Source organism: Ewingella americana (assembly GCF_006438725.1).
GTDB classification, from domain to species: Bacteria; Pseudomonadota; Gammaproteobacteria; order Enterobacterales; family Enterobacteriaceae; genus Ewingella; species Ewingella americana_A.
The window spans coordinates 540,305-563,859 of sequence record NZ_RCZD01000002.1; the positions used below are offsets into that span (position 1 = coordinate 540,305).

Below are 23,555 nucleotides of genomic sequence, written 5' to 3' on the forward strand. Positions count from 1 at the left end.
AATGTATCTGATTTCAAACCGGGAAATGCTGAAAAAAGCCCAGCGCGGTGGTTATGCCGTACCGGCCTTTAATGTACACAATCTTGAAACCGTGCAAGTCGTAGCTGAAACCGCCGCCAGAATGGGTTCTCCGGTCATTATGGCGGGAACACCGGGGACCTTTAGTTATGCTGGTGTCGATTTTATGGTGTCAATTTGTCAGCAGGCCGCGCAACTTTATCGCCACCCCTTTGCTCTGCATCTCGACCACCACGAAGAGCTGGACGATATTGAAAGTAAAGTCCGGGCGGGGATCCGCTCGGTGATGATCGACGCCTCGCATTTCAACTTTGAACAAAACATCGATAAGGTCACGCAAGCCGTTCGCCTTTGTCACGGGTTTGATGTCAGCGTCGAGGCCGAACTCGGCCGCCTTGGCGGTCAGGAAGATGATCTTAACGTGGATAGCGCCGACAGTTTCTTTACCGATCCGCTGGCGGCAAAAGAGTTTGTCGCCCGCACGGGGATCGACTCGCTGGCGGTAGCGATTGGTTCAGCGCATGGCCTGTACGTGGGGGAACCTCATCTGGACTTTATGAGGCTGGAAAAAATTCGCCAGCAGGTAGAGATTCCGTTAGTCCTGCATGGCGCATCTGGAATCCCCGAATGCATGGTCAGAGAAGCGATTGCTCTGGGGGTCTGTAAGGTGAATATCGCCACGGAATTAAAAATCGCATTTGCTGACGCCGTAAAACAGTATTTTGGCGAACACCCGGATGCCAACGATCCGCGTAAATACATCGTGCCAGGGAAAGCCGCCATGCAAACGGTCGTGGAGGAAAAAATCCGAATCTGCGGTAGTGCAGGCCAACTTTAAACGTAACGTGGTCATACTTCGGGTTGCAGCGTTGTCAGGCTTCTGATTTTATAGAGACTATTCACTGGCGAAATGGAAACGGAATCAGACATGACAACGCTCAATCACTTTGGTCAGCCTATTGGCGACGCTCTACCCGACTGGAAACCACGCGAACTGCCGCAATCTCACCAGCTCGATGGCCGTTTTTGCCGGCTTGAACCGCTGGATAGTGCACTTCACAGCGAGGCTCTCTTCTCAGCCTGGCACAGCATTGATGACAACCGCGACTGGACCTATTTTTCCTCCGATCGCCCGGCAACCCAGGCAGAGTGTGATTCGCTGATCTCCCGCAACGCGGCAAGCCAGGATCCGCTGTTTTTTGCTGTTGTCGATAACACCACCCAACGCGCGATTGGCAGTGTCGCGCTGATGCGCATTGACCCGCTAAACGGCGTGGCTGAAATTGGCTGGGTGAATTGGTCGCCGCTGATGAAACGCTCGTGTCATGGAACTGAAGCTATCTTCCTGCTATTGAAATACCTGTTTGACGATCTGCAGTACCGCCGCTGCGAATGGAAATGCCACATCATGAACGCCGCGTCCAATGCTGCGGCAAAAAGATTCGGCTTTCAGTTCGAGGGGATATTCCGTCAGGTGATCGTCAACAAAGGCCACAACCGTGATACCTGCTGGTATTCCATGCTGGATAACGAATGGCCACAGCGCAAACCGGCGTTTGAACAGTGGCTAAGTGCGGAAAATTTTGATGCCGAAGGCCAGCAGAGAAAACGTCTGGAGGCCTTCAGAGAGTAACCAGAGTCTTAGCGGCGCTGCGGCTTCAGGGAGGTAGACAGAAGCTGGTCGATATCATCCCAGGCGTAAATGACATTTTTGGAAAGCCACAGTGGGCCGGAATCTATATAGCGTCCGGCCTCTTTGCCACCCAAAGCGGTATAGAAGCTGATAGCCGGGTCGTTTTCTTCAACGACACCCAGACCCACGCCAGTGAAACCGTTATTTTTCAGTCGCTGGGCTATCTCGGTCAGCAGGCAACGCCCGATTCCCTGACGCGCAAACTGAGTGTCGACATACAACAGTTTTATCTCGGCCAGTGCACCAAACTCAGCGTTACCTGAAGTCGAAGCCAGTGTGAACCCAGCCAGTTCACCGTTAATTTCAGCCAGCAGCACACACTGTTTTTCTGCCGGATGCGCAAACTTATCCTGCCAGAACGCCAGACGGCGAGCCTCGTCCAGCGCAGCAAAAGCGTCGGCCGGGGCGAGTTTACGGTAGGTTTCACGCCAGACAGCCACATGTAAACGGGCCAGTTCAGCGGCGTCAGAGGGTTTTGCATCTCTGATGGTAAGCGTAGTCACAGGAAATATCCTTAAATTTAACGGGTTAGCTTTCACTGATAGAAAGTCTATTCCGCCAGTATAAACCGACTTTCTAGTTAAAGGAGATAACATGCTGACTGGTTTCAATCATCTGACGCTTTCTTGCAGTAACCTTGACCAAAGCATCCGGTTTTACTGCGAACTATTGGGGCTGAAATTGAATGCCACTTGGGCTGGCGGCGCTTACCTTTCGTTGCCGGGCTTATGGTTGTGCCTGACTAACGAAACCACTAAAACCGCCCTCCCGCAGCCGGAATATACTCATTATGCTTTTAGCATCAAGAGTGAGAACATCAGCAAATTCAGAGAAATATTACAGGCCGCAGGCGTTACGGAATGGAAGCAGAACCATAGCGAAGGCGGCTCCTATTATTTTCTCGATCCCGATGGGCATAAACTGGAAGCCCACGATGGCGATTTATCGACTCGTCTGGCGGCATGCAGACTAAAGCCTTATTCGCAGATGACGATCTACGACTGACTGGGTTATTCGCTTTCGGTTTTCTTCTCATGTGCCAGCAATGCCTGTTTGCGCTCAACCCCCCAGCGATAGCCGGAAATCTGCCCGTCATTTTTCACCACCCGGTGACAGGGAATAGCCACCGCCAGTAAATTGGCGGCACAGGCGCCCGCCACTGCGCGAACTGCTGTCGGAGCCCCCATATTCTGCGCTATCTGCGAATAACTGGCCGTCGTGCCGAAGGGAATTTCACGTAATGCCTGCCAGACACGCTGCTGAAAAGCGGTGCCGCGAATGTCCAAAGGCAGATCTAACCCTTTTTGTGGCGCATCGACGAACCCGATGATTGTTGCCATCCGTTGCTCAAAATCTGGGTTTGCGCCCTGTAAAACTGCATGGTGGAAACTGTCCTGCAATTGTTGAATCAATCGCTCCGGGTCATCGCCCAACAAAATGGCACAGATCCCCCGCGAACTTTCGGCGACTAAAATATTGCCTAAAGAGCATTTCCCGATAGCAAACCACACCTCAACGCCGCGTCCGCCAGACCGGAAGGCATTAGGCGTCATGCCCAGCACAGCAGGTGAGTTTTCGTAAAATCGCCCATCCGAACCATAGCCCGACTGGTAAATCGCCTCAGTGACCGGCACATTCTCCAGCAAGTTTTCACGCATACGACGGGTACGCAGCGCTAACCCATACTCTTTCGGCGTGACCCCGGTTTGGGCTTTGAATAAACGATGAAAATAGTAAGGGCTGATACCCACGCTGGTGGCAAGATCATTGAGCGTAAGAGCCTGATCGGCTTGCTCAATCAGGCGGCAAGCGCGTTCAACTTGCCGTGTATGGTGCTGTACCAGCGAAATCAGCCCCTGACGGCAGCGCTTACAGGGACGAAAACCCGCCCGTTCTGCCGCCTCGGCATCGGTAAAAAACACCACATTTTTAGGATTGGGTTGCCGCGAGGCGCAGGACGGCGCGCAGTAAATACCGGTGGTTTTCACCGCATAAACGAATTGCCCATCGGCGGAGGCATTACAATCCACCACCGCCTGCCAGCGTGGATCATTGTGAGTCTCTGTTAGGGTATTTGACGGGTCAATTTGGCCGGACAAGGTTGTCACTGGCATGTTTTTTGCTGACATAGCGGAACCTCTTAGGTTTTCAGCGGGTTGAATAACAGCATATCCAGCCTGGTTTAGCTGCGCCCTCCGGCCCTTGCTTTCTCATTCTGCATCAGCCAGAAGCCGGCGTCATTAGGAGACAAACAATATTCACCCAGGTCACGCCAGCCCTGATACCTGCCCGGCACTTGCCCACGCAGAGGTTTATCATTATAAATCGTAGATTGTTTGCACCGTACGGAGTGGGTTTTATGTCCTTGAGTATTTTCCCGGTAGCCCTGATCGATCCCAGATTGACGGCACTGGTCGCCGAACTCGACCACTATCAGTCTGCGCTCTACCCCAATGGCAGCGATTACAGTATGCCACTGGAAGTGATGGCGAACGCGGTGACCTACCCTTTTCTGGCCGAAACAGAGGGTCAACCGGTGGGCTGCGCCTGCCTCTATCTGGGTAATGATGGGATTGCTGAAATTAAACGGGTTTATGTTGCACCCAACGGACGTGGCAAGGGCGTGGCCTCCCGGCTTATTCACTCTCTGGAGGACCACGTTCAAACCCTGAAGATTGCGGCGGTATATCTTGAAACCGGTATCCACCAGCATGACGCCATCAGCTTATACAAAAAACATGGCTTCAGCCTTACCGGGCCCTTTGGCAATTATGCCAATGACCCGCTCAGCGTATTTATGGTGAAGACCTTCTCCCCGGCTATTGCGAGCGCTTAACCGCCATTTCCAGCGAACCGAAATAGTGGGTTTTGATTTTTTCCCAGGTGCCGTCGGCAATAATTTTCGCCAGCCCCTCGTTAATCAGTTTTTTGGTTTTTTCGTCACCTTGGCGCATGCCGTAGGCTGAACCTATACTAAACAGCTTATCGTCACGGACTTCAGGGCCGGTCAGGGCGAAGTCTTTGCCCTCCGGTTTATTGAGGAAACCAAAGGTCACGGCCACGCCTGGACTGAGGGACGCATCAAGACGACCGGCGATCAAATCCTGATAAATCGTATCCTGATCGGCATAAGCCACCACGTCCACCCCCTTTGGCAACCAGAATGTATTGGCATACATTTCCTGAATTGAACCTTGCTGCACTGCGACGCGCTTACCTTTGAGGGACTCAGGTGTGGGTTGCAGCGGGCTGCCTTTACGCGCTACCAGTTTGGTCGGAATGTGGAAGACAAAGTCGCTGAAGTCGATCACTTTACGACGTTTTTCTGTTGCGCCCTGCGGCGAGATAAAATCAACTTTCTTGGCCATCAGCGAAGGAATTTCGGCGTCAAAGCTGCTGACCACAAACTCACATTTAACCTTCATCTCTTTGCAGATGGCATTGGTAATATCAATTTCGAAACCGCTCGGCGTGCCGTTGGCGTCACGAAACTGGAAAGGTGGGAAAGCCAGATCGGCGCCCACGCGCAGGGTTTCGCCTTCGGCGTGCACCATCGAACTGCCCATCATCAGGCCAAATGCGGCCAAAACCAGTGTTCTCTTGATCATTATTGTTCTCTCATTCCCAGGGGTTATCTTTGTGACTGCCAGTGTAAAAATTCTTCCCGTACCGCATGCAGCATGTCGGGGTTTTGACACAGATCGACAGCGGTCATCGCCAGCGCTTTCGCCGCCAGCAACATGGCATCCAGACCGGCTGCAGAACCCGCTGCTTCGGCAAATTCAGGGGTGTGGGGCAATACATCACCGATGCGTAAATAGGGGTGAATCGCCGCGGTTATTTGGCTGACATTGCCGATATCGGATGAACCAATACCGCCGCTGAGTGGGGGGGGAACCACGGCCATGCCGAGGGTCTCCAGGTTTTGCTGGAAGTATCCGGCCAGCGTCAGGTTGTTATTTCGCTCGGCGTAAGTCAGTCCTTCTTCGATTTCCAGCCGTGCACCGCTCATATCTGCTGCCCCCTGCGCGGCGGCGAAAACTTTCTTTTTCACCGAAGCCAGCCCACCGACGGTGTTGGCGCGCATCAAAAATTTAGCCTCCGCATACGCCGGAACAATATTGGTGGCGCTGCCGCCGTCGGTAATAATGCCGTGGACGCGCACGTCGTCGGTGAACAGCTGGCGCAGGGCGTTAATGCCGGTGAAGGTGTGGATCACCGCGTCCAGCGCGCTGATCCCATTTTGTGGAGCAGAGGCCGCATGGGCCGCTTTACCGAAGAATTTGAAGGTGGCATCGACACAAGCCAGACCGCCACGCGTCACCATGGTTTTATCGCGCGGGTGGAACATCATCACCGCGTCTATGTGGTCGAAAAAGCCTTTTTCGGCCAGAATAATTTTGCCTCCGCCCTCTTCCTCTGCCGGTGTCCCTATCACCTCGAGCTTGCCGGTCATCGCTGGGAAACCCACCTTTAACGCCAGCGCAGCCGCCACCGACGCCGTGCCGATCAGGTTATGGCCGCAGGCGTGTCCTAACCCTTCCAGCGCGTCATATTCCGCCAACATCGCAATGGTCGGGCCGGGTTTGCCGCTGTCGAAGGTGGCGCGAAATGCCGTTGCCAGTCCGCCAATTTGCTCTTCAATCGTAAAACCGGCGGCACGTAACGGAGCAATCAGCGCCGCCGACGACATTATCTCTGCAAAACTTAGCTCAGGATTGGCGTGAATCTTCAGCGCCAGCGCGATGAGTGGTGCCGCGTTTTGGTCGACACTGTCGATGACCTGCTTTTTTTGATCCGTGGTGGTGCAAAAAGACATTTTTAATTCCCTGCTCTGGTGCAAAACCAAAAAATATTTTGGCCTGAACGGATAAGTACGACGCAACAACTCGCTTTAATGCCTTAGAAATAGGGCTTTTATGGCGTTTGGTCAAATTCAGGCTTTTTATCTGTTGTGCTTTCTTCGCAAAAATTATTTTATGGGTATAGGTTTTTACACCCAACCCAGAGGGGCGGAATGAACGAGAAAGACTGGCTGATCCTGCGTGCCGTCTGGCAGCACAAAAATATTACCCGCGCCGCTGAGCAGCTCTATACCTCGCAACCGGCGCTGAGCTATCGCCTGCGGCAGATTGAACGCAAGCTGGCGATCCGGCTGTTTGTGGACGGGCAGAAAGGGTTGGTGTTCAGCGCGCAAGGAGAATATCTCGCCCAGCACGCGCTGACCGTATTGCGGGATTTACAGCAGCTAAAAATTACCCTGCACAGCATGGATCAGGGGCAGCAGGGGGAGATTTCCCTCGGCGTGTCGAGCAACTATGCAGCGTATCGCCTGCCCGCATTATTGAGTCAGTTCCGCCAGTCGCACCCAGGGATCCGCGTGAATCTGATGAGTGGTTTCAGCGAGGAGATATTTCAGAAGTTATTGCGTAATGAGATTGATATGGCGCTGGTCAAAGATGACTTTAACTGGAAAGAAGGCAAGCATCTGGTTGAAGAGGATGACTATTTTCTGGTGAACCGGCAGGATTTTGATTTTGCCCTGCTGCCACAGATGCCGCAAATCAAGATTCATCACGGCGCGCACGTCACGCAGTTAATTGAACGCTGGTGGAACGCCAATTTCTCTCATGCACCCAACATTGCCATGGAAGTGGACAAGCTCGAAGTCTGTCTGGCGAAGGTGGAACATGGTCTCGGTTACGCCATTGTTGCCACCTATTTGCCGCTGGCTGAGCATCTTTACCGCCGCCCGATCAGCGTTGACGGGCAGACGGTAAAAAACCGCACCTGGCTGCTGCACCGTCACACACTGAATACCTCGCCAGTAATGCAGGCGTTTATTCATCTGATGCAAACTGCGCAGCACGGCGAGAGCAGAGGCTGATCGTCATAGACTGACAGTTAAAGCGTCAGCGTCCCGTCGATCAGCGTGCAGGTATGCCCGCCGATCCACGGCTCGCCGCCGACATACTCTACCGCCACACAGCCTAGGCGCTGGCGCAACGTGCCCTGCCGCACCTGATAACTCTCTGCGCTATTTTCGCCATCGGGGAAGCCCTGCATTTTCAGCACCCGCGCCAGACAAGCGTTGGCACTGCCCGTCACCGGGTCTTCCACCAATACGCCCTGCTCTACCAGCAGCGCCCGCACTTCGTAATCTGCCGGGCCATCTGCTGCATGCGTGCCAAAAACGGCCACGCCATCCACACCGCAGCCCTGCTGTAATTGCTCGATCGCCTGCATATTGCCCACAATATCCAGACAAGCCTGCGCACTTTCCATACGCACCACCAGCCAGCGGATGCCCATATTTACCACCAACGGGATCACATCTGACTGAATCTTGCCGCCCGCCAGTGCCACGGTGAGCAACGGGCGATGTGCGTCATCGAGCGGAGTGATTTCCGCCGCAGGTGCACTAAATGCCAGCCCACCGTCATCGAGCATTTTGACCGGAACCAGCCCCACGCCGCACTCCTGAATCACAAACCCCGGACGTTTGGGCTGCAAACCTGCTTCCAGTAAGGCATGCGCAGTGCCGAGCGTCGGGTGTCCTGCAAAGGGGAATTCAGTATCCGGCGTGAAAATACGCACGCGATAGTCTGCCGTTGGGTCCGTTGGCTTGAGAACAAAGGTGGTTTCAGAAAGATTGGTCCAGCGCGCCATGGCCTGCATTTCGCCATCGGTAAGACCGTCGGCATCGAGAATAACCGCCAGCGGATTGCCTTTCAGCGGGACAGAGGTGAAGACATCAACTTGTTTAAAACGGCGCATTTGCGTCATGAAAGGTCCTATTTAAAATCCGCTTTGAGGGCATTGTTCTATGATTAAGAAATCATAAAGGGAAAAGGAATTTAAATCATGTCGGCAGTCGATTTGATTGGTGTAGGTATCGGTCCGTTTAACCTGAGTCTGGCAGCCCTGGCGAAGGATACCGGCAAAATTCAGAGCGCCTTTTTTGATGCCAACAAAGAGTTTAGCTGGCACCCAGGCATGCTGTTGCCCACCGCCACCATGCAGACCTATGTCTTACAGGATTTGGTGACCACGGTTGCGCCACGTAGCGCGTTTTCGTTTATCAATTACCTGGTGGAACAGAAGAAGATCTACCGTTTCCTCGCCACTGAGCAGTTGATCATCAGCCGCGATGAGTTTTCCGATTATCTGCGCTGGGCCTGCGCGCACATTGATCACCTGCACTTCTCGCAGCCGGTCGATGCCATCGATTTTGATGACGCGAAGCAGGAGTTCATCATTCATACCCAAAAAGGCCTGCACCGGGCACGCAACATTTGTCTCGGCACCGGCCACGCGCCCTGGGTGCCAAAATCGGCCCGCTCAGCGATGGGCAAAAACTGTTTTCACGCCTCGGAAATGGAACTGCGCGAACCGGACTTTACCGGTAAACGGGTGATGGTTGTCGGCGGCGGTCAGAGTGGCGCCGACATTATTCTTAACGCGCTGGATAATCACTGGGGAGCGTTCGCCGAACTGAGCTGGCTGTCGCGCAGACCGAACTTTCAGCCGCTGGATGAGTCGATTTTTACCAACGAATATTTCACCCCTGAGTACGTCAATTACTTCTATACCCTGCCGGAAGAGATCCGTGAGCAGGAGATAAAAACCCAGAAACTGCCCTCCGATGGCATCAGCTATCACACGCTGGAAGCCATTTACAAACAGCTTTACCACCGCTTTGACGTGCTACATCAGCCGCGCAACGTACGTTTGTTGCCGCACCGCGCGCTGGACAACATAAAGGACGAAGCCGACGGCAGCTACCGTTTACAGGCGCTGCACGGGCTGGAGAATTGCGAAGAGCACTTCGAGGCCGACATGGTTATTCTCGCGACGGGTTACCGGCCGGGCCTGCCGGATTATCTGGAGCCGCTGCTGGACCGCATCCCTTACGATCGCGAACAACATTTGCCGCTGCGCCCCAACTTTAACCTCGAGTGGGAAGGCCCGGCGAACAACCGTATTTATGCGGTCAACGCCGGTATTCATAGCCACGGCAGCGCCGAGGGACAACTGACGCTGACGGCCTGGCGGTCGGCAAAAATCCTCAACCATCTGCTGGGCGAAGATCATTACGATCTCAGCCCAGGCCCGTCGCTGGTGCAATGGTGGAGCGGCGATTAGTCCGCCCTGGTGTGCTTTCCTTTCGCATTGAGTAAATCCACATAGGCCTGATCGATCAGCTCCTGACGGTCTATGTGTAATTTCTCCAGCAGATCTTCCGCTATCGCGATGCCCTGCTCAGGCGTTTCGTTATCGGCCAGCACCACTTCAAATTCCAGATAATCCCCGAGCCCCTTCACGCGATCCAGATGCAGACGGGTCTGCCCCACCATAAACAGGGTACGCTGTTTGATTACCCGTCCGGCAGCACCGTAGGCCAGCGTCAGAGTGTTGCGCAAGCCGTCAGGATCGGCCGTTTCGGTGAGCACATAAAAGCTGGGTTTGGGACCGGCCTGATCCGGGCGCTGATAGAAGATCAGTTCACCGCGATCGGCCGCCAGCGTGCGCAGTTTAAGGCGCCCATGCGGACAGATGAAGAACGTATCATCCTGGTCGATAAGATCCGGCAGACCTTCGGCCATCAGGCCGATTTTTTCGTACATCGCTGAAAAATCATCAATTCTGGCTTTTATCTCAATATTTCTGGCCATGCTATTTCCTTTTATACCGCCCATGGATACTGCGTTTTACCCTATCACCATGACGCTAAAGTGGCATCTGCTGATTTGATCTGGGGCGCTAAAACGGCGATAAAACAACCCGCTTAATGTGTCAGGTGCTAGGCTGGGGATCGGAAATATCATTGAGGGAATAACCATGATACAGAAAGCTGAAACCCGTATTGTCACGCTGACTCTGGCACCTTCACTCGACAGCGCGACTATCACGCCGAAAATCTATCCCGAAGGGAAATTGCGCTGCACCGCGCCGGTGTTTGAACCCGGCGGCGGCGGTATCAACGTGGCGCGTGCCATCGTGCATCTTGGTGGAAAAGCCACGGCATTATTCCCCATCGGCGGCCCGACGGGTGCCCATCTGGCGCAGTTGCTGGAACAGGAAGGCATCACCACCGAGACACTGGAAACCGAAGACTGGACACGCCAGAATCTGCATGTCCATACCGAAAACACCGGTGAGCAGTACCGCTTTGTGATGCCGGGCGCGAAGCTTACCGCCGCCGAATTCGACGCATTGAGCGTCAAAGTGACGCAGCTTCCGGCGGGTTCTATTTTGGTGGTCAGCGGCAGTTTACCGCCGGGAACGGAGGTCGCGGCACTGACCGGGCTGCTGCAAAAAGCCAAACTTGCCGGGCTGCACTGTATTCTCGACAGTTCCGGCGATGCGCTGGCCGCCGGACTGAAACTGGGCGGGCTGGCGCTGGTCAAACCCAATCAGAATGAGCTGGCACAGCTGGTCGGTCATCCGCTGGAAAAACCGGGTGACGTACTCGATGCAGCGCGCCAAATTATTCGTGACGGCGGTGCTGAACGCGTGGTGGTTTCTCTTGGGCCACAAGGCGCGCTGGCGGTAGATGCCGAACGCTGGTTCCAGGTGATCCCGCCACCAGTGAAGAAAATGAGCACCGTCGGCGCAGGGGACAGCATGGTCGGCGCGATGACGCTAAAACTGGCAGCGGGTGCAGACCTGCTGGATATTGTGCGCTACGGCGTGGCGGCAGGCAGCGCGGCGACGCTCAACATCGGCACCCGCCTGTGTTCACATACCGATACCCAAGGTATTTACGATTACCTTTGCCAGCAGACCCCGGCTCACTAGCTGGGCGGACGTCCTTCACTTTGCGCCCTGCTATTGCGTCGGGGCGCAAATTCTTCCTCTTTCCCCTTAGGCTTTTCAGGTGATAACCAGATAAACTCGCCGCATCGGGTGTCGCGCACACCTTTTCCGTCACGCCAGATTAGGCCGGAGGCCAACGTCCAGAATGATATGGATTATGCTTGCAGCAATTGTTGTGGTTTTCATCGTAGGGTATTGGTTCATGACCGCTGACACCCGCAAGGCCAATGATTCCCTTGCCAGTCTGCTGAAAATTAAGCCGGTGTATATTGATTCTATGTTGCTGGAAATGGGTAAACGCCAAAGTCAGATGTTTATCCGCTCCATCAGCGGGGGTTATGCTGAAGAGATCCGCAAAGCCGCCTATATCGTATTCATCTATCACACTTTTATTAAAGACGCGTCAGATGAAAACATCACCAAATGGCGTGAGGTATTGATCCGTGCGCACCTGCCGCCCCATCTCACCAGCGAACATGCCGAGCTGGCGCTATTCTATTTTGCCGAACTGGATATAGAACCTTTTGAATTGGCCCAGTTCCGCCGTCAGTACAACGAAACCTATAATCAGATCCATCTGGTGTGAATTTGCACCCAGATGACCACATTTGACTGAAAATGGCCCTGTTTGGGCCGTTTTCTTTTCCGTCCCACAAAGAGCAATCTCAGTCAGGAAATAGGCTGGCCCCGCAGGCAAAGTAGAGGTCTTGAAGAGAGGGAAAATGAGCAGCGACAAAGACGATCTTTATGCCCGGCGTTTTAAAAGGGTGTTTGCCTATATTGAGCAGCATCTGGACTGCGAGCTCTCGGTTGAAAAATTGAGCGAAGTGGCCTGTTTCTCACGGTTTCATTTCCACCGTCAGTTCAGCCAATACTGCGGCGTCAGCGTCAGCCGTTATATCACGCTGATGCGGTTAAAACGCGCCTCGTACCGGCTGGTTCAGCAATCGCCAGAAAAGATTATCGATATTGCGTTAGATGCAGGGTTCGAGAATCCTGAATCGTTTTCCCGCGCCTTCAAAAATACCTTTGGCCTGACCCCCAGCGAATTTCGCAAGGATCCGGCCTGGGTCGACTGGCACAGGCATTTCCAGTTTCCCGGCAGGGAATATCAGAAGAGGATGGAAAATATGGATGTAAAAATTATTTGTGTTGAGCCAATTCAAGTCGCGGTGCTGGAGCATCACGGCGAGCCAATGCGGGTGACTAATTCGGTGGCGACGTTTATTGAATGGCGTAAAGCCTCAGGGCTGTCAGATCACACAACACAGGGTACCTATGGTGTTCCATACAGTGACCCTTTGACCACGCCGGGTGAGGAATTTCGCTTTGATATTTGCGGCGAGTTGAATGCCGAGGCTAAAGGAGAGGTTCCCGCTAATCCGCAGGGCGTTATCAGCAAAACCCTGCCAGGTGGACGTTGCGCCGTGGTGCGACACGTGGGTTCCTACGATCGCATCAGCGAAAGTGTTTACTACCTGTACCGCCAGTGGTTGCCGCAAAGTGGTGAAGAGCTGCGAGATTTCCCGGTCTATTTCCGCTATCTGCAACTTGATGAAGAGTTACCTGAACATGCGCAGCAGACGGATATTTTGTTGCCGCTAAAGTAAGAAAGGCAGGCCTGAGGCACAAAAATAGACAGCGCTGAGATTTCAGCGCTGTTGGCATTTTACCGGAAGACGTTTTCGAGATAGCTGGCCAGGATCTGACGCGAACTGAACCCATGACAAATGCCGTAATAGGCTTCGCTGTCGCTGGCGACATCCAGAGGAAAACGGGTGTAAACCTGACTGCTGCGAAAGGAGGCCGTTGGATCGGCAAAACGCTCACTGCGCTCTTTCAGCGCCGGGTGAATAACCAGGGCAGTCCGACCAAACCGCGCTTCCCGGTTCACATACACATAGTGCTCGCCACGGCAGTAACCGTAAGCTTTATCATCAACAAAATCGCGCTCAAAACCTGATGTTTCTAACACGCGCGCCACTTCATCTGGCCGTAAATACATGGTTGCTCCTCGCTTCTTTAACCGCAAGGGACCTTAACGTATTCAAACCTGTGAATAACCTCTTTATCCTGAGATTTGGCATATTTAGGAATTATCTATATCGAGATAAGATAAATTCTTCGACGTTATGCACTATGTGTCTTCAGATAGACTCACAGCAGGATTTACACCTCAGGCTCGCAGCTACGTTGTTGAATTTTATATAAACGTAGCGTCAGTAACCACGCCAGCACCACCATCATGGCGGCGGCCAGATAAATAGAAGGCGTTCCGGCGTGGGCAATCAACAGACCCGCCACCGGGCCGGTCAGACCGAGGCCCAGATCCAGAAATGCCGAATAGGTGCCGAGCGCCGTTCCCTGATTTTGCGGCGGAACCTGTTTGACCGCTTCGACTCCCAGCGCCGGGAAAATCAGCGAGAAACCACAACCGGTCAGGAACGCCCCGAGCTGAACGATAAGCGGATCACTGCCCTGCCAGATCATCAGCAGGCCGATCGCTTCGAAAACAAAAGAGAACAGCGAGACGCGCAGGCCACCAAAACGGTTAATCGTATTGGCAAACACCAGACGAGCGCCGACAAAACCCAGGCTGAATAAAGTCAGCGTGAAGGCTGCCCCGCTCCAGTTTTTATCCGCATAAAAGAGGGTGATGAACGTGGCGATCACGCCAAAACCAATGGTGCCGAAACCCAGCCCAAGGCCATGCAGCCAGATACGCCCGACCACCGCACTGAAAGCGATACGCTTACCGGTGCTGACCGAAATCGCCGCTTTTTGGCTGGCGAGGCAGATAGCGATAGCCACGCAGACCACGATCAATACCGCCACGCCCATCAACCCGAAGTGCGCATTCAGCAGCACGCCAAGCGGTGCACCTACGGCCATCGCGCCATAGGTTGCGACGCCATTCCATGAGATAACCCGCGCGGTATGCAGCGCACCGACCGCGCCAATGCCCCACAGCGTCGTCCCGGTGCTGGCAAAACTTTCGCCGACGCCGAGAAAACCCCGCCCGACACACAGCAACAATAAACTGACCAGCGGATGTCCGGTGAAGACAAAGGCCAGTGCATAAAACAGGCCACTCACCCCGCAACAACTCAGGCCGAAGATCACCACTTTTTTCGGGCCCAACTGGTCGGCATAGCGCCCGGCATGCGGGCGGCTGGCCAGCGTTGCAAAATATTGCACGCTGATAATCAGCCCAGCCAACACCGAATTATACCCGAGCGAGTTATGCACAAAACCCGGCAGCACGGCCAGCGGCAAACCGATCGTCAGATAACAGACAAAGGTAAAAGTCATAAATGACAGGATGCGTTTATTTAATTGCAGGTTGGAGCGTAGCGTACTTAACGACATGGGCGGACCCGGACCAAGATCACAGTTTGAGGAAATAACAGCATAGACAGGTTTGCCTGCCGAGGGAACGTTAAAACCCGGAAAAATGTTATCGGCTGTAAACCTGTACATACTTACAGAAAAATCTGATCTGCATCACGCCAACCCGCGCCGGGCCTGAGTTTACCAGGCAGTCGCAACCACTGATAACGGCTAAAATGGCGGAGGTTTTCGCTGGGGATCTTCACCTCGCACTATTTTGGACTATGCTTTAAACACAGTTCAAACAAGGAGAGGCACATGTTTAAGAAATCAGAAAAAGTCGAACGCGACATTGATCAGGATGTCACTCTGCTGGCCGATACCCTTGATGAGGTACTTCAGTCATCGGGGACCAAAACGAAAGATGAGCTGGAAAAAATTCGTGGTAAAGCGGAAGGCGTATTACGCGATGCCCGCGCACGATTTAACGGCAACAGTAGCCTGAAACAGCATGCCCGCGACGCCGCCGATCAGGCCACCAGCTACGTAAAAGATAATCCGTGGCATGGCGTCGGTGTCGGTGCCGCAGTGGGTATCGTGCTCGGCGTACTACTGGGACGTCGTTAACACGTTCCTGCAAGAAAGGTGCTATTTTCCTGTGTCGGGTACCAGCACCTAAGCGCTAAGCGGATGTTTCATTCCCTCATTAATCCGCTTTGACGACGGGGCCATCTGGCCCCGTTTTCTATGTTAAGCAGCCATTCACAAGGATCGCCAGTTGCTGACATAAATTGCTGGCCGCTTCCTCTGAAACAATATTTGGAAAGCCCATCAGCAAACCATTGGGGCGCAATGCGTCGCCCGGCTCACGGCGTAATACCTGCCAGTCTGACAGCGCCTGTACCGCCAGCCCCTGCTCCCGCGCATTCTTCGCAATCAACGCATCATCCAGACCTGAATTCAGTGTTGCACACAGCTGGATGCCGCCGACCTGTTGATTCACCTGCAACACATCCGCCGAAAATGCCGCTGTCAGCGCCTGTTCGAGATAGCCGCGCCGCTCTGCATAGAGCTGACGCATACGTTTAAGGTGCCGGTAGAAATGCCCCTGCTCGATAAATTCCGCAATGCTACTTTGCAACAGAGGCGGCGTGCCGCAGATGCGTAGCGGACAATAGGCTTCTATTTTTTCCACCAGGCTATCCGGCACTACCATGTATGCGCAGCGCAACGCCGGGAACATCACTTTGCTGAAGGTTCCGGCGTAAATCACCCGCCCTTGCGTATCCAGGCTTTTCAGCGATGGAAGCGGCTGGCCGCGATAGCGGAACTCACTGTCATAATCGTCTTCGATGATCCACGCCTGCTGGCTGGCCGCCCAATCCAGCAACGCCATACGTCGCGACAGGCTCATGGTCACGCCGGTTGGGCTTTGGTGTGCGGGCGTCACCACCGCAAAACGCGCATGCGCAAACTGCTTCACCGCCTGCGGCACGTTCATGCCCTGGTCATCCACATTTACCGCCATCGGCGTGGCGCCCGCCGCGCGGAAAAAGGCCTGCGTCACCGGATAACCGGGATCTTCCAGCCACACGCCATCGCCCGGTTGTAACAGGCTGCCGATAATCAGATCCAGAACCGGCGCATAGCCACCGCAGATAAAAATCTGTTCGGGGCGGCAGGTAAAACCACGGGAAAGTTGCAGATAACGCGCAATGGAATGGCGCAGCGCATCGACGCCGGTCAGCGGCGGATGGCCCAGGTCATTCATGTTGGTATGGCGGATTTGCCGCGACACAATGCGCGACCAGATAGCGCGGGGAAAGGCATCCAGCGCGGGCAAACCGAGCTGAAAAGGCAGTGAGGAAACCGAAGGCAGCATCGGGTTAATCGGCTTACGGGTTTGGGTTTCCCTGACCGGCGATGGCGCGGGCAAGCTTTTCGGCGCACTGACCACCGTGCCTGCCTGCCCGTGGCTTTGCAGAAAACCTTCCGCTATCAGCAAACCATAAGCATTTTCGACGGTGGCGCGGGCGACGCCCAGATCGCTTGCCAGAGCACGCACCGAGGGCACGCGGCTGCCGGTCTTCAATTGCCCTTCCATAATCGCCGTTTTCACCCGCTGGTAAATCTGCCGGTAAAGCGGGGCTTTTTGTTGCGGATCGAGGTGAAAGGAGAGGCTGAAGCGGCTCATCATGACCTGCTTAAATAGACATTTTATGGCTCTATTGTATAGACCATGCAGGGCGTAAAGTAGCACTTATTGAGACGCGCTGTGCGTCCATTTTTAAAAACCTATGAACTACAGGAAAACATCATGACCGCACTTCGCCTGCCTTACTTCACCCTCTCTTCAGCCGTGATGGACCCAATGGTCGCAGCACTCGGCGCGCTGGAAAATGGCCCGCTGGATAACGTCATTATCGAGCTGGCGTTCCTGCGCGTTTCGCAAATTAACGGCTGCGCGTACTGCCTGGATATGCACGCCAAAGCGTTGCGCAAAATGGAAGTCGCGCAGACCAAACTGGATCAGCTGGCGGGATGGCAAGTCAGCCATGCCTATTCAGAGCGCGAGCGTGCGGCGCTGGCATGGGCGGAATCCATGACGCTGATTGCCGCCACCGGTGCACCGGACAGCGTTTATGAGCCACTGAAAGCGCACTTCAGCGATGTGGAAATCTCCGAACTGACCTTCGCTATCGGCCTGATGAACGCATTTAACCGTCTTGCCGTCAGCATGCGTCAGTAATATCTCAGGAAACATACTGTTCGAATTTTAATCAAAAAATTGCACTGAAAAAATTTTCCTCTCCCAGCCCGCGCCCTGCGGGCTTTGTCATTTTTGCAATAAGCATTTTTGAAATATCTACATATTGTGTGGTTGAAAAATTTAATCACCACATCTAGTATTCAATGCATCGGGACGCCATGAAGGCACCGACTCTCGCGCCTGATAACCGTCTGACGCAGTGGCACAGCGGGCAGGCAAAAATCGTCTCTGATTTCTTACTAGATGGAAATACGAATCATGAGCATTATTATTTACAGTAAACCAGACTGTGTCCAGTGCAATGCAACCTACCGTGCATTAGATAAACACGGCATTGCCTATGAAGTGATCGATCTGACGAAAGACGCCGTGGCCCTCGGCCAGGTTCGTGCCATGGGTTATCAACAAGTGCCGGTGATTGTCGCCGGTGACGATCACTGGTCAGGTTTCCGCCCGGACAAAATCAGCGCCCTGCGCCAGCTTCAGAACGCGTTTTGAGGACCGGCGGATGAATCCGTTGGTCTATTTTTCCAGCAGTTCAGAAAACACCCATCGCTTCGTCGGCAGGACCGGTTTGCCGGCGATACGCATCCCGATTGACCGTCAGCCTGAAAAATTGCGCGTCACGTCACCCTATATTTTAGTGGTGCCGAGCTACGGCGGCGGTTCGGCCAAAGGGGCGGTGCCGACTCAGGTGATCCGTTTTCTGAACGATGAACAAAACCGTTCACTCATCCGCGGCGTTATTGCCGCCGGGAATACCAATTTCGGCGCAGCGTATTGCATTGCCGGTGACATCATCGCCCAAAAGTGTCAGGTGCCTTACCTGTACCGCTTTGAATTGCTGGGTACGCCGGAAGACGTTGCAAAGGTTACACAGGGAGTTACTGAATTTTGGCAACGACAGAAATGAATCTCACCGAGGCGGACACCTCCAGCCCCGATTATCACGCGCTCAACGCCATGTTGAATCTGTTCGATGCCGATGGCCGCATCCAGTTCGACAAAGACCGGCTGGCCGCGCGTCAGTATTTTCTGCAACACGTGAACCAAAACACGGTGTTTTTCCACAATCTGGCGGAGAAACTGCGCTATCTGGTGGAAGAGGGTTATTACGACGCCACGGTGCTGGATCAATACGCTTTTGACGATATCAAAGCATTATTCAAACAGGCTTACGCCAAAAAATTCCGCTTCCAGACCTTTCTGGGCGCTTTCAAGTATTACACCAGCTACACGCTGAAAACCTTCGATGGCAAACGTTATCTCGAACGCTACGAAGACCGCGTATGCATGGTGGCGCTGACGCTGGCACGCGGTGATATTCAGCTCGCCGGCCATTTTGTCGATGAGATCATTTCCGGGCGCTTCCAGCCTGCGACGCCGACCTTTCTCAACTGCGGTAAGAAGCAGCGCGGCGAGCTGGTCTCCTGCTTCCTGCTGCGTATCGAAGACAATATGGAGTCGATTGGCCGCTCGGTGAACTCGGCGCTGCAACTCTCGAAACGCGGCGGCGGCGTGGCTTTCCTGCTGACGAATATCCGCGAAGTGGGCGCGCCGATTAAGCGCATCGAAAATCAGTCCTCCGGCGTTATTCCGATCATGAAGATGCTGGAAGATGCCTTCTCTTACGCCAACCAGCTCGGTGCGCGTCAGGGCGCGGGCGCGGTGTATCTGAACGCGCATCACCCGGACATTCTGCGTTTCCTCGATACCAAACGCGAAAACGCCGACGAGAAGATCCGCATCAAAACGCTGTCGCTCGGCGTGGTTATCCCGGATATCACCTTCGAACTGGCGAAAAACAACGAAGATATGTACCTGTTCTCGCCGTATCACGTCGAGAAAGTCTATGGCGTACCGATGTCGGAAATCAGTATCACCGAAAAATACCGTGAGATGGTCAACGACAAGCGCATTCACAAAAGCAAAATCAACGCGCGCGAGTTTTTCCAGGTGCTGGCGGAGATCCAGTTCGAATCCGGCTATCCGTACATGATGTTTGAAGACACGGTCAACCGCGCCAACCCAATTAAAGGCCGCATCAATATGAGCAACCTGTGCTCAGAGATTTTGCAGGTCAATACCGCGACGCTGTATGGCGAAGACCTCTCCTATCAAAAGGTCGGCAAAGATATCTCCTGTAACCTCGGATCGCTGAATATCGCCTCAGCCATGGATTCACCCGATTTCGGCAACACGGTGGAAATGGCGGTGCGGGCGCTGACGGCAGTCTCTGATATGAGCCACATCCGCTCGGTGCCGTCTATCGATCAGGGCAATCAGGATTCGCATGCCATCGGCCTCGGCCAGATGAACCTGCACGGCTATCTGTGCCGCGAGCAGATTTATTACGGTTCCGAAGAGGGTCTGGACTTCACCAATATCTATTTCTGTGCCGTGGCTTTCCACGCTATCCGCGCTTCTAACCAGATCGCCATCGAGCGCCAGCAATCTTTTAAAGGATTTACCGATTCGACTTACGCCAGTGGGTCTTATTTCGACAAATATGTCGATGACGCGCAGGCCGAAAAATGGCAGCCGAAAACCGCCCGCGTACGTCAGCTATTCATCGACGCAGGGATTGCGATCCCGACCGCAGATGACTGGGCGCAGCTGAAAGCCTCGGTCATGCAGCACGGCCTGTATAACCAGAACTTGCAGGCGGTACCGCCGACCGGTTCAATTTCGTACATCAATAATTCGACGTCGAGTATTCACCCGATTGTTTCCCGCGTGGAGATCCGTAAAGAGGGCAAAATCGGCCGCGTGTACTATCCGGCGGCATTTATGACCAACGACAATCTGGATTACTACCAGGATGCCTACGAAATCGGCCCGGAAAAGATTATTGATACCTACGCCGAAGCCACACAGCACGTCGATCAGGGGCTGTCGCTGACGCTGTTCTTCCGCGATACCGCCACCACGCGCGACATTAACAAAGCGCAGATCTACGCCTGGCGCAAAGGCATCAAAACCATTTATTACATCCGTCTGCGTCAGATGGCGCTGGCAGGCACCGAAGTTCAGGGCTGCGTGTCCTGCACGCTTTAAGGAAAGAATTTATGAGTGGAATTAAACAACTGCTGGTGCCACAGCCCATCAGCAAAGCTATCAACTGGAACAAACTGCAGGACGATAAAGATCTGGAAGTGTGGAACCGTCTGACTTCCAACTTCTGGCTGCCGGAGAAGGTGCCGCTGTCCAATGATATTCCGTCCTGGGCGACGCTGAGCGCGCAGGAAAAGCAGCTGACCATCCGCGTATTTACCGGCCTGACGCTGCTCGACACCGTGCAAAACGTGGTGGGTGCACCAACGCTGATGAAGGACGCGGTGACGCAGCACGAAGAAGCGGTTTACTCAAATATCTGCTTTATGGAAGCGGTGCATGCGCGTTCGTACAGTTCGATCTTCTCGACGCTGTGCGCCACCGTGGACGTCGATGAGGCTTACCGCTGGAGCGAAGAAAATGTCGCGCTGCAAAACAAAGCGGCGATCATTCTTTCTTATTATGACGGCGAAGATCCGCTGATGAAGAAAGTCGCCAGCGTGTTCCTGGAATCCTTCCTGTTCTACTCTGGCTTTTATCTGCCGATGTACTGGTCGAGCCGCGCCAAGCTGACCAACACCGCCGATTTGATCCGCCTGATCATCCGCGATGAAGCGGTTCACGGTTATTACATCGGCTATAAATTCCAGAAAGCGCTGGCGCTTGAAAGCGAAGAGCGTCAGCGGCAGGTGAAGGATCAGGCCTTTGATCTGATGCAGGACTTATACGATAACGAGATCCGCTACACCGAAGAACTGTATGACGGCGTAGGCTGGAGCGAAGACGTGAAGAAATTCCTGCACTACAACGCCAACAAAGCGCTGATGAATCTCGGCTACGAAGCGCTGTTTCCGGCCAGCATGGCGGACGTGAATCCGGCGATCCTCTCCGCTTTGTCGCCGAACGCCGACGAAAACCACGACTTCTTCTCGGGTTCAGGATCGTCGTATGTGATTGGTACCGCGGTCAACACAGAAGATGAGGACTGGGATTTCTGATTTTTCACGGGGAGGAAGTGCTTCCTCCCTTTCCCGATTTATCCGGTTGCTGTAATTCCTCTCCGCGCTACTATAGAAACAGTGTTTCAAAACCCTACATATATAAAGAAAGGAGAGACAATAATGCCATATCAGGCCTCACCCTCCCGCTATGAAACCATGCAATACCGCCGCTGCGGTCAGAGCGGTCTAAAACTTCCTGCACTTTCGCTTGGCCTGTGGCACAACTTCGGCCATGTGAACCCGCTGGAGTCACAGCGCGTATTGCTGCAAAAAGCCTTTGATTTAGGTATTACCCATTTCGATCTGGCGAATAACTACGGGCCGCCTCCGGGTTCGGCGGAAGAGAATTTTGGCAAGCTGCTGCGTCAGGATTTTTCGTCGTATCGCGATGAGCTGATCATCTCCACCAAGGCCGGTTACGACATGTGGCCTGGCCCTTACGGCGCGGGCAGTTCACGTAAATATCTGCTGGCGAGCCTCGATCAAAGCCTGCAACGCATGGGGCTGGATTACGTCGACATCTTCTATTCACACCGCGTGGATGAAGAAACGCCGATGGAAGAAACCGCGGCGGCGCTGGCCTATACGGTGCAAAGCGGCAAAGCGCTGTATGTGGGGATTTCGTCATATTCCACAGAACGCACAAAAAAAATGGCTGAGCTGCTGCGCGAACTGAAGGTGCCATTGCTGATCCACCAGCCGTCTTACAATCTGCTGAACCGCTGGGTGGATAAGAGCGGTTTGCTGGATACGCTGGAACAAAACGGCGCGGGGTGTATTGCGTTTACGCCGCTGGCACAGGGGCTACTGACCGGTAAATATCTTAACGGTATTCCTGATGGTTCCCGGATGCAGGTTGAAGGGAATAAAGTGCGTGGCCTGAATGCCAAAATGCTCACCGACGCCAACCTGAGCAGCCTGCGGTTACTGAATGAAATGGCGCAACAACGCGGCCAGAGCATGGCACAGATGGCGCTGAGCTGGCTGCTGAAAGACGATCGCGTGACATCAGTGCTGATTGGCGCCAGCCGCCCGGAGCAGTTGGAAGAAAACGTGAAAGCGCTGGAGAATCTGCATTTCAGCGCCGAAGAACTGGCGGCGATTGATAAGCATGTGGCAGAGGGTGAACTGAACCTTTGGCAGGCGTCGTCAGATAAATAATCGGAGAAATATTGGCGGATAGCCTTTTTATCCGCCTGTTACATAAAAAATCAACTCATCAACTCCAGGCGACGTGCGGTTTCGTAATGATTAATCCAGTACTGATCATCCAGGGACGAAATTGTCACACCATGCGATTTGGAGGCATGGATAAACTGATGATCGCCAATATAGACCCCCACATGGCGTATATCAGGCTCCGTTTTGAAAAACACTAAATCCCCCGGTTTCAGATTTTCCTTTCTCACCTTCTCCCCATTTTTTATCTGCTGAAAGGTGGTGCGCGGTAATTGTTTATGCATGGAATCATTAAATATTTGCTGCATCAATGACGAACAATCCACGCCAGCATGCGTTGTCCCGCCCCAGTGGTACTGCGTACCTTTCCAGTTGGAATATTGGACTAAGAGTGCAGTTTTGATGGCTTCCGCACGCCCGCTCTGCCCCGGTTTAATAGAGGATAATTCAGGCGTAAATAGTGCGGGTTCAGAATAACTGGGGAGATCAAAAGACGCGAATTCCTTTGGAATATCAAAGGCAAAAGAATTTGAGCTAAAGAATACGGGTGTTAACAATAAGATTGCGCAGGTGAAGGTTTTAATGCGAGACATAGAAGATTTCTTTGAATGAAATTAATACAAATCCTTACCGGGGCACCACAAAACAGAGTGATGGACTCCTCTTTGAGTGGATAAATAATAACCATCGT

General features: G+C 53.6%; 26 protein-coding genes. 16 read left to right on the plus strand and 10 right to left on the minus strand.

Annotated features, from left to right (window positions below; genetic code table 11):
* Position 1: 1 nt before the first annotated feature.
* Entirely contained in the window at positions 2-856 is an 855-nt protein-coding gene (locus tag EAH77_RS05640; protein WP_140470813.1) for a tagatose bisphosphate family class II aldolase, read from the plus strand.
* Between the two features lie 90 nt (positions 857-946).
* Positions 947-1,651 (plus strand): GNAT family N-acetyltransferase, encoded by a 705-nt coding sequence (locus EAH77_RS05645; protein ID WP_140470814.1) that lies wholly within the window; start codon positions 947-949, stop codon positions 1,649-1,651.
* 8 nt (positions 1,652-1,659) lie between these two features.
* On the opposite strand, the gene EAH77_RS05650 is transcribed toward EAH77_RS05645, so the two are convergent.
* On the minus strand, positions 1,660-2,214 hold the full coding sequence (locus EAH77_RS05650) for a GNAT family N-acetyltransferase (RefSeq protein WP_140470815.1): 555 nt from the start codon (positions 2,212-2,214) through the stop codon (positions 1,660-1,662).
* 91 nt (positions 2,215-2,305) lie between these two features.
* Here EAH77_RS05650 and EAH77_RS05655 point away from each other — a divergent pair, with 91 nt between their 5' ends.
* A complete protein-coding gene (locus EAH77_RS05655) occupies positions 2,306-2,716 on the plus strand; it encodes a VOC family protein (RefSeq protein ID WP_140470816.1) in 411 nt (136 codons plus the stop codon).
* 5 nt (positions 2,717-2,721) lie between these two features.
* On the opposite strand, the gene ada is transcribed toward EAH77_RS05655, so the two are convergent.
* The gene (ada, locus tag EAH77_RS05660) at positions 2,722-3,840 is read right to left on the minus strand and encodes a bifunctional DNA-binding transcriptional regulator/O6-methylguanine-DNA methyltransferase Ada (RefSeq protein WP_170215667.1); all 1,119 of its coding nucleotides are present in this window, start codon (positions 3,838-3,840) and stop codon (positions 2,722-2,724) included.
* A 230-nt stretch (positions 3,841-4,070) separates the two neighbouring features.
* On the opposite strand from ada, the gene EAH77_RS05665 reads away from it, so the two are divergent.
* Positions 4,071-4,547 carry a GNAT family N-acetyltransferase gene (locus tag EAH77_RS05665; protein WP_140470817.1) on the plus strand — a complete coding sequence of 159 codons (477 nt, stop codon included), beginning with the start codon at positions 4,071-4,073 and terminating at the stop codon, positions 4,545-4,547.
* Here the strand turns inward: EAH77_RS05665 and EAH77_RS05670 are convergent.
* Complete coding sequence (locus tag EAH77_RS05670; RefSeq protein ID WP_140470818.1) at positions 4,531-5,319, minus strand: transporter substrate-binding domain-containing protein; 789 nt, start codon at positions 5,317-5,319, stop codon at positions 4,531-4,533. The genes EAH77_RS05665 and EAH77_RS05670 overlap by 17 nt on opposite strands.
* Before the next feature lie 23 nt (positions 5,320-5,342).
* Positions 5,343-6,530, minus strand: coding sequence for a M20 family metallopeptidase (locus tag EAH77_RS05675; RefSeq protein WP_140470819.1), 1,188 nt, complete (start codon positions 6,528-6,530; stop codon positions 5,343-5,345).
* Positions 6,531-6,728: 198 nt separating this feature from the next.
* Between EAH77_RS05675 and EAH77_RS05680 the strand changes: the two genes are divergently transcribed.
* The gene (locus EAH77_RS05680; RefSeq protein WP_140470820.1) at positions 6,729-7,598 is read left to right on the plus strand and encodes a LysR family transcriptional regulator; all 870 of its coding nucleotides are present in this window, start codon (positions 6,729-6,731) and stop codon (positions 7,596-7,598) included.
* A 17-nt stretch (positions 7,599-7,615) separates the two neighbouring features.
* Here EAH77_RS05680 and EAH77_RS05685 read toward each other — a convergent pair whose 3' ends face one another.
* Positions 7,616-8,497 carry a PhzF family phenazine biosynthesis protein gene (locus EAH77_RS05685; RefSeq protein ID WP_140470821.1) on the minus strand — a complete coding sequence of 294 codons (882 nt, stop codon included), beginning with the start codon at positions 8,495-8,497 and terminating at the stop codon, positions 7,616-7,618.
* Positions 8,498-8,575: 78 nt separating this feature from the next.
* Here EAH77_RS05685 and EAH77_RS05690 point away from each other — a divergent pair, with 78 nt between their 5' ends.
* Positions 8,576-9,856: a lysine N(6)-hydroxylase/L-ornithine N(5)-oxygenase family protein gene (locus EAH77_RS05690; RefSeq protein ID WP_140470822.1), complete on the plus strand. Its 1,281-nt coding sequence runs from the start codon at positions 8,576-8,578 to the stop codon at positions 9,854-9,856.
* On the opposite strand, the gene EAH77_RS05695 is transcribed toward EAH77_RS05690, so the two are convergent.
* The gene (locus EAH77_RS05695) at positions 9,853-10,386 is read right to left on the minus strand and encodes a class IV adenylate cyclase (RefSeq protein ID WP_140470823.1); all 534 of its coding nucleotides are present in this window, start codon (positions 10,384-10,386) and stop codon (positions 9,853-9,855) included. The genes EAH77_RS05690 and EAH77_RS05695 overlap by 4 nt on opposite strands.
* 166 nt (positions 10,387-10,552) lie before the next feature.
* Here EAH77_RS05695 and pfkB point away from each other — a divergent pair, with 166 nt between their 5' ends.
* The 3 genes from pfkB (at position 10,553) to EAH77_RS05710 (ending at position 13,140) form a co-directional block, all read left to right on the plus strand.
* Positions 10,553-11,512 carry a 6-phosphofructokinase II gene (gene pfkB, locus EAH77_RS05700; RefSeq protein ID WP_140470824.1) on the plus strand — a complete coding sequence of 320 codons (960 nt, stop codon included), beginning with the start codon at positions 10,553-10,555 and terminating at the stop codon, positions 11,510-11,512.
* Between the two features lie 163 nt (positions 11,513-11,675).
* Complete coding sequence (locus EAH77_RS05705) at positions 11,676-12,116, plus strand: DUF1198 domain-containing protein (protein ID WP_140470825.1); 441 nt, start codon at positions 11,676-11,678, stop codon at positions 12,114-12,116.
* Positions 12,117-12,252: 136 nt separating this feature from the next.
* A complete protein-coding gene (locus EAH77_RS05710) occupies positions 12,253-13,140 on the plus strand; it encodes an AraC family transcriptional regulator (RefSeq protein WP_140470826.1) in 888 nt (295 codons plus the stop codon).
* A gap of 59 nt (positions 13,141-13,199) precedes the next feature.
* Here the strand turns inward: EAH77_RS05710 and EAH77_RS05715 are convergent, their stop codons facing one another.
* Positions 13,200-13,535, minus strand: a complete 336-nt coding sequence (locus tag EAH77_RS05715; RefSeq protein WP_140470827.1) for a DUF2002 family protein — start codon at positions 13,533-13,535, stop codon at positions 13,200-13,202.
* Positions 13,536-13,699: 164 nt separating this feature from the next.
* Positions 13,700-14,899 carry an MFS transporter gene (locus tag EAH77_RS05720; RefSeq protein WP_140470828.1) on the minus strand — a complete coding sequence of 400 codons (1,200 nt, stop codon included), beginning with the start codon at positions 14,897-14,899 and terminating at the stop codon, positions 13,700-13,702.
* Between the two features lie 279 nt (positions 14,900-15,178).
* Here EAH77_RS05720 and EAH77_RS05725 point away from each other — a divergent pair, with 279 nt between their 5' ends.
* Complete coding sequence (locus EAH77_RS05725) at positions 15,179-15,487, plus strand: DUF883 family protein (RefSeq protein WP_140470829.1); 309 nt, start codon at positions 15,179-15,181, stop codon at positions 15,485-15,487.
* 118 nt (positions 15,488-15,605) lie between these two features.
* On the opposite strand, the gene EAH77_RS05730 is transcribed toward EAH77_RS05725, so the two are convergent.
* On the minus strand, positions 15,606-17,054 hold the full coding sequence (locus EAH77_RS05730) for a PLP-dependent aminotransferase family protein (RefSeq protein ID WP_140470884.1): 1,449 nt from the start codon (positions 17,052-17,054) through the stop codon (positions 15,606-15,608).
* Between the two features lie 123 nt (positions 17,055-17,177).
* On the opposite strand from EAH77_RS05730, the gene EAH77_RS05735 reads away from it, so the two are divergent.
* The 6 genes from EAH77_RS05735 (at position 17,178) to mgrA (ending at position 22,846) form a co-directional block, all read left to right on the plus strand.
* The gene (locus tag EAH77_RS05735) at positions 17,178-17,609 is read left to right on the plus strand and encodes a carboxymuconolactone decarboxylase family protein (RefSeq protein WP_140470830.1); all 432 of its coding nucleotides are present in this window, start codon (positions 17,178-17,180) and stop codon (positions 17,607-17,609) included.
* A 279-nt stretch (positions 17,610-17,888) separates the two neighbouring features.
* Positions 17,889-18,128, plus strand: coding sequence for a glutaredoxin-like protein NrdH (gene nrdH, locus EAH77_RS05740; RefSeq protein ID WP_140470831.1), 240 nt, complete (start codon positions 17,889-17,891; stop codon positions 18,126-18,128).
* A gap of 10 nt (positions 18,129-18,138) precedes the next feature.
* A complete protein-coding gene (gene nrdI, locus EAH77_RS05745) occupies positions 18,139-18,543 on the plus strand; it encodes a class Ib ribonucleoside-diphosphate reductase assembly flavoprotein NrdI (protein ID WP_140470832.1) in 405 nt (134 codons plus the stop codon).
* Positions 18,525-20,687, plus strand: coding sequence for a class 1b ribonucleoside-diphosphate reductase subunit alpha (nrdE, locus tag EAH77_RS05750; protein WP_140470833.1), 2,163 nt, complete (start codon positions 18,525-18,527; stop codon positions 20,685-20,687). The genes nrdI and nrdE overlap by 19 nt, the downstream gene beginning before the upstream one ends.
* Positions 20,688-20,698: 11 nt before the next feature.
* Complete coding sequence (nrdF, locus tag EAH77_RS05755) at positions 20,699-21,682, plus strand: class 1b ribonucleoside-diphosphate reductase subunit beta (RefSeq protein ID WP_140470834.1); 984 nt, start codon at positions 20,699-20,701, stop codon at positions 21,680-21,682.
* A 123-nt stretch (positions 21,683-21,805) separates the two neighbouring features.
* Positions 21,806-22,846: an L-glyceraldehyde 3-phosphate reductase gene (gene mgrA, locus EAH77_RS05760; RefSeq protein ID WP_140470835.1), complete on the plus strand. Its 1,041-nt coding sequence runs from the start codon at positions 21,806-21,808 to the stop codon at positions 22,844-22,846.
* 50 nt (positions 22,847-22,896) lie between these two features.
* Here the strand turns inward: mgrA and EAH77_RS05765 are convergent, their stop codons facing one another.
* Positions 22,897-23,457, minus strand: a complete 561-nt coding sequence (locus tag EAH77_RS05765) for a C40 family peptidase (protein ID WP_140470836.1) — start codon at positions 23,455-23,457, stop codon at positions 22,897-22,899.
* Between the last annotated feature and the right edge of the window lie 98 nt (positions 23,458-23,555).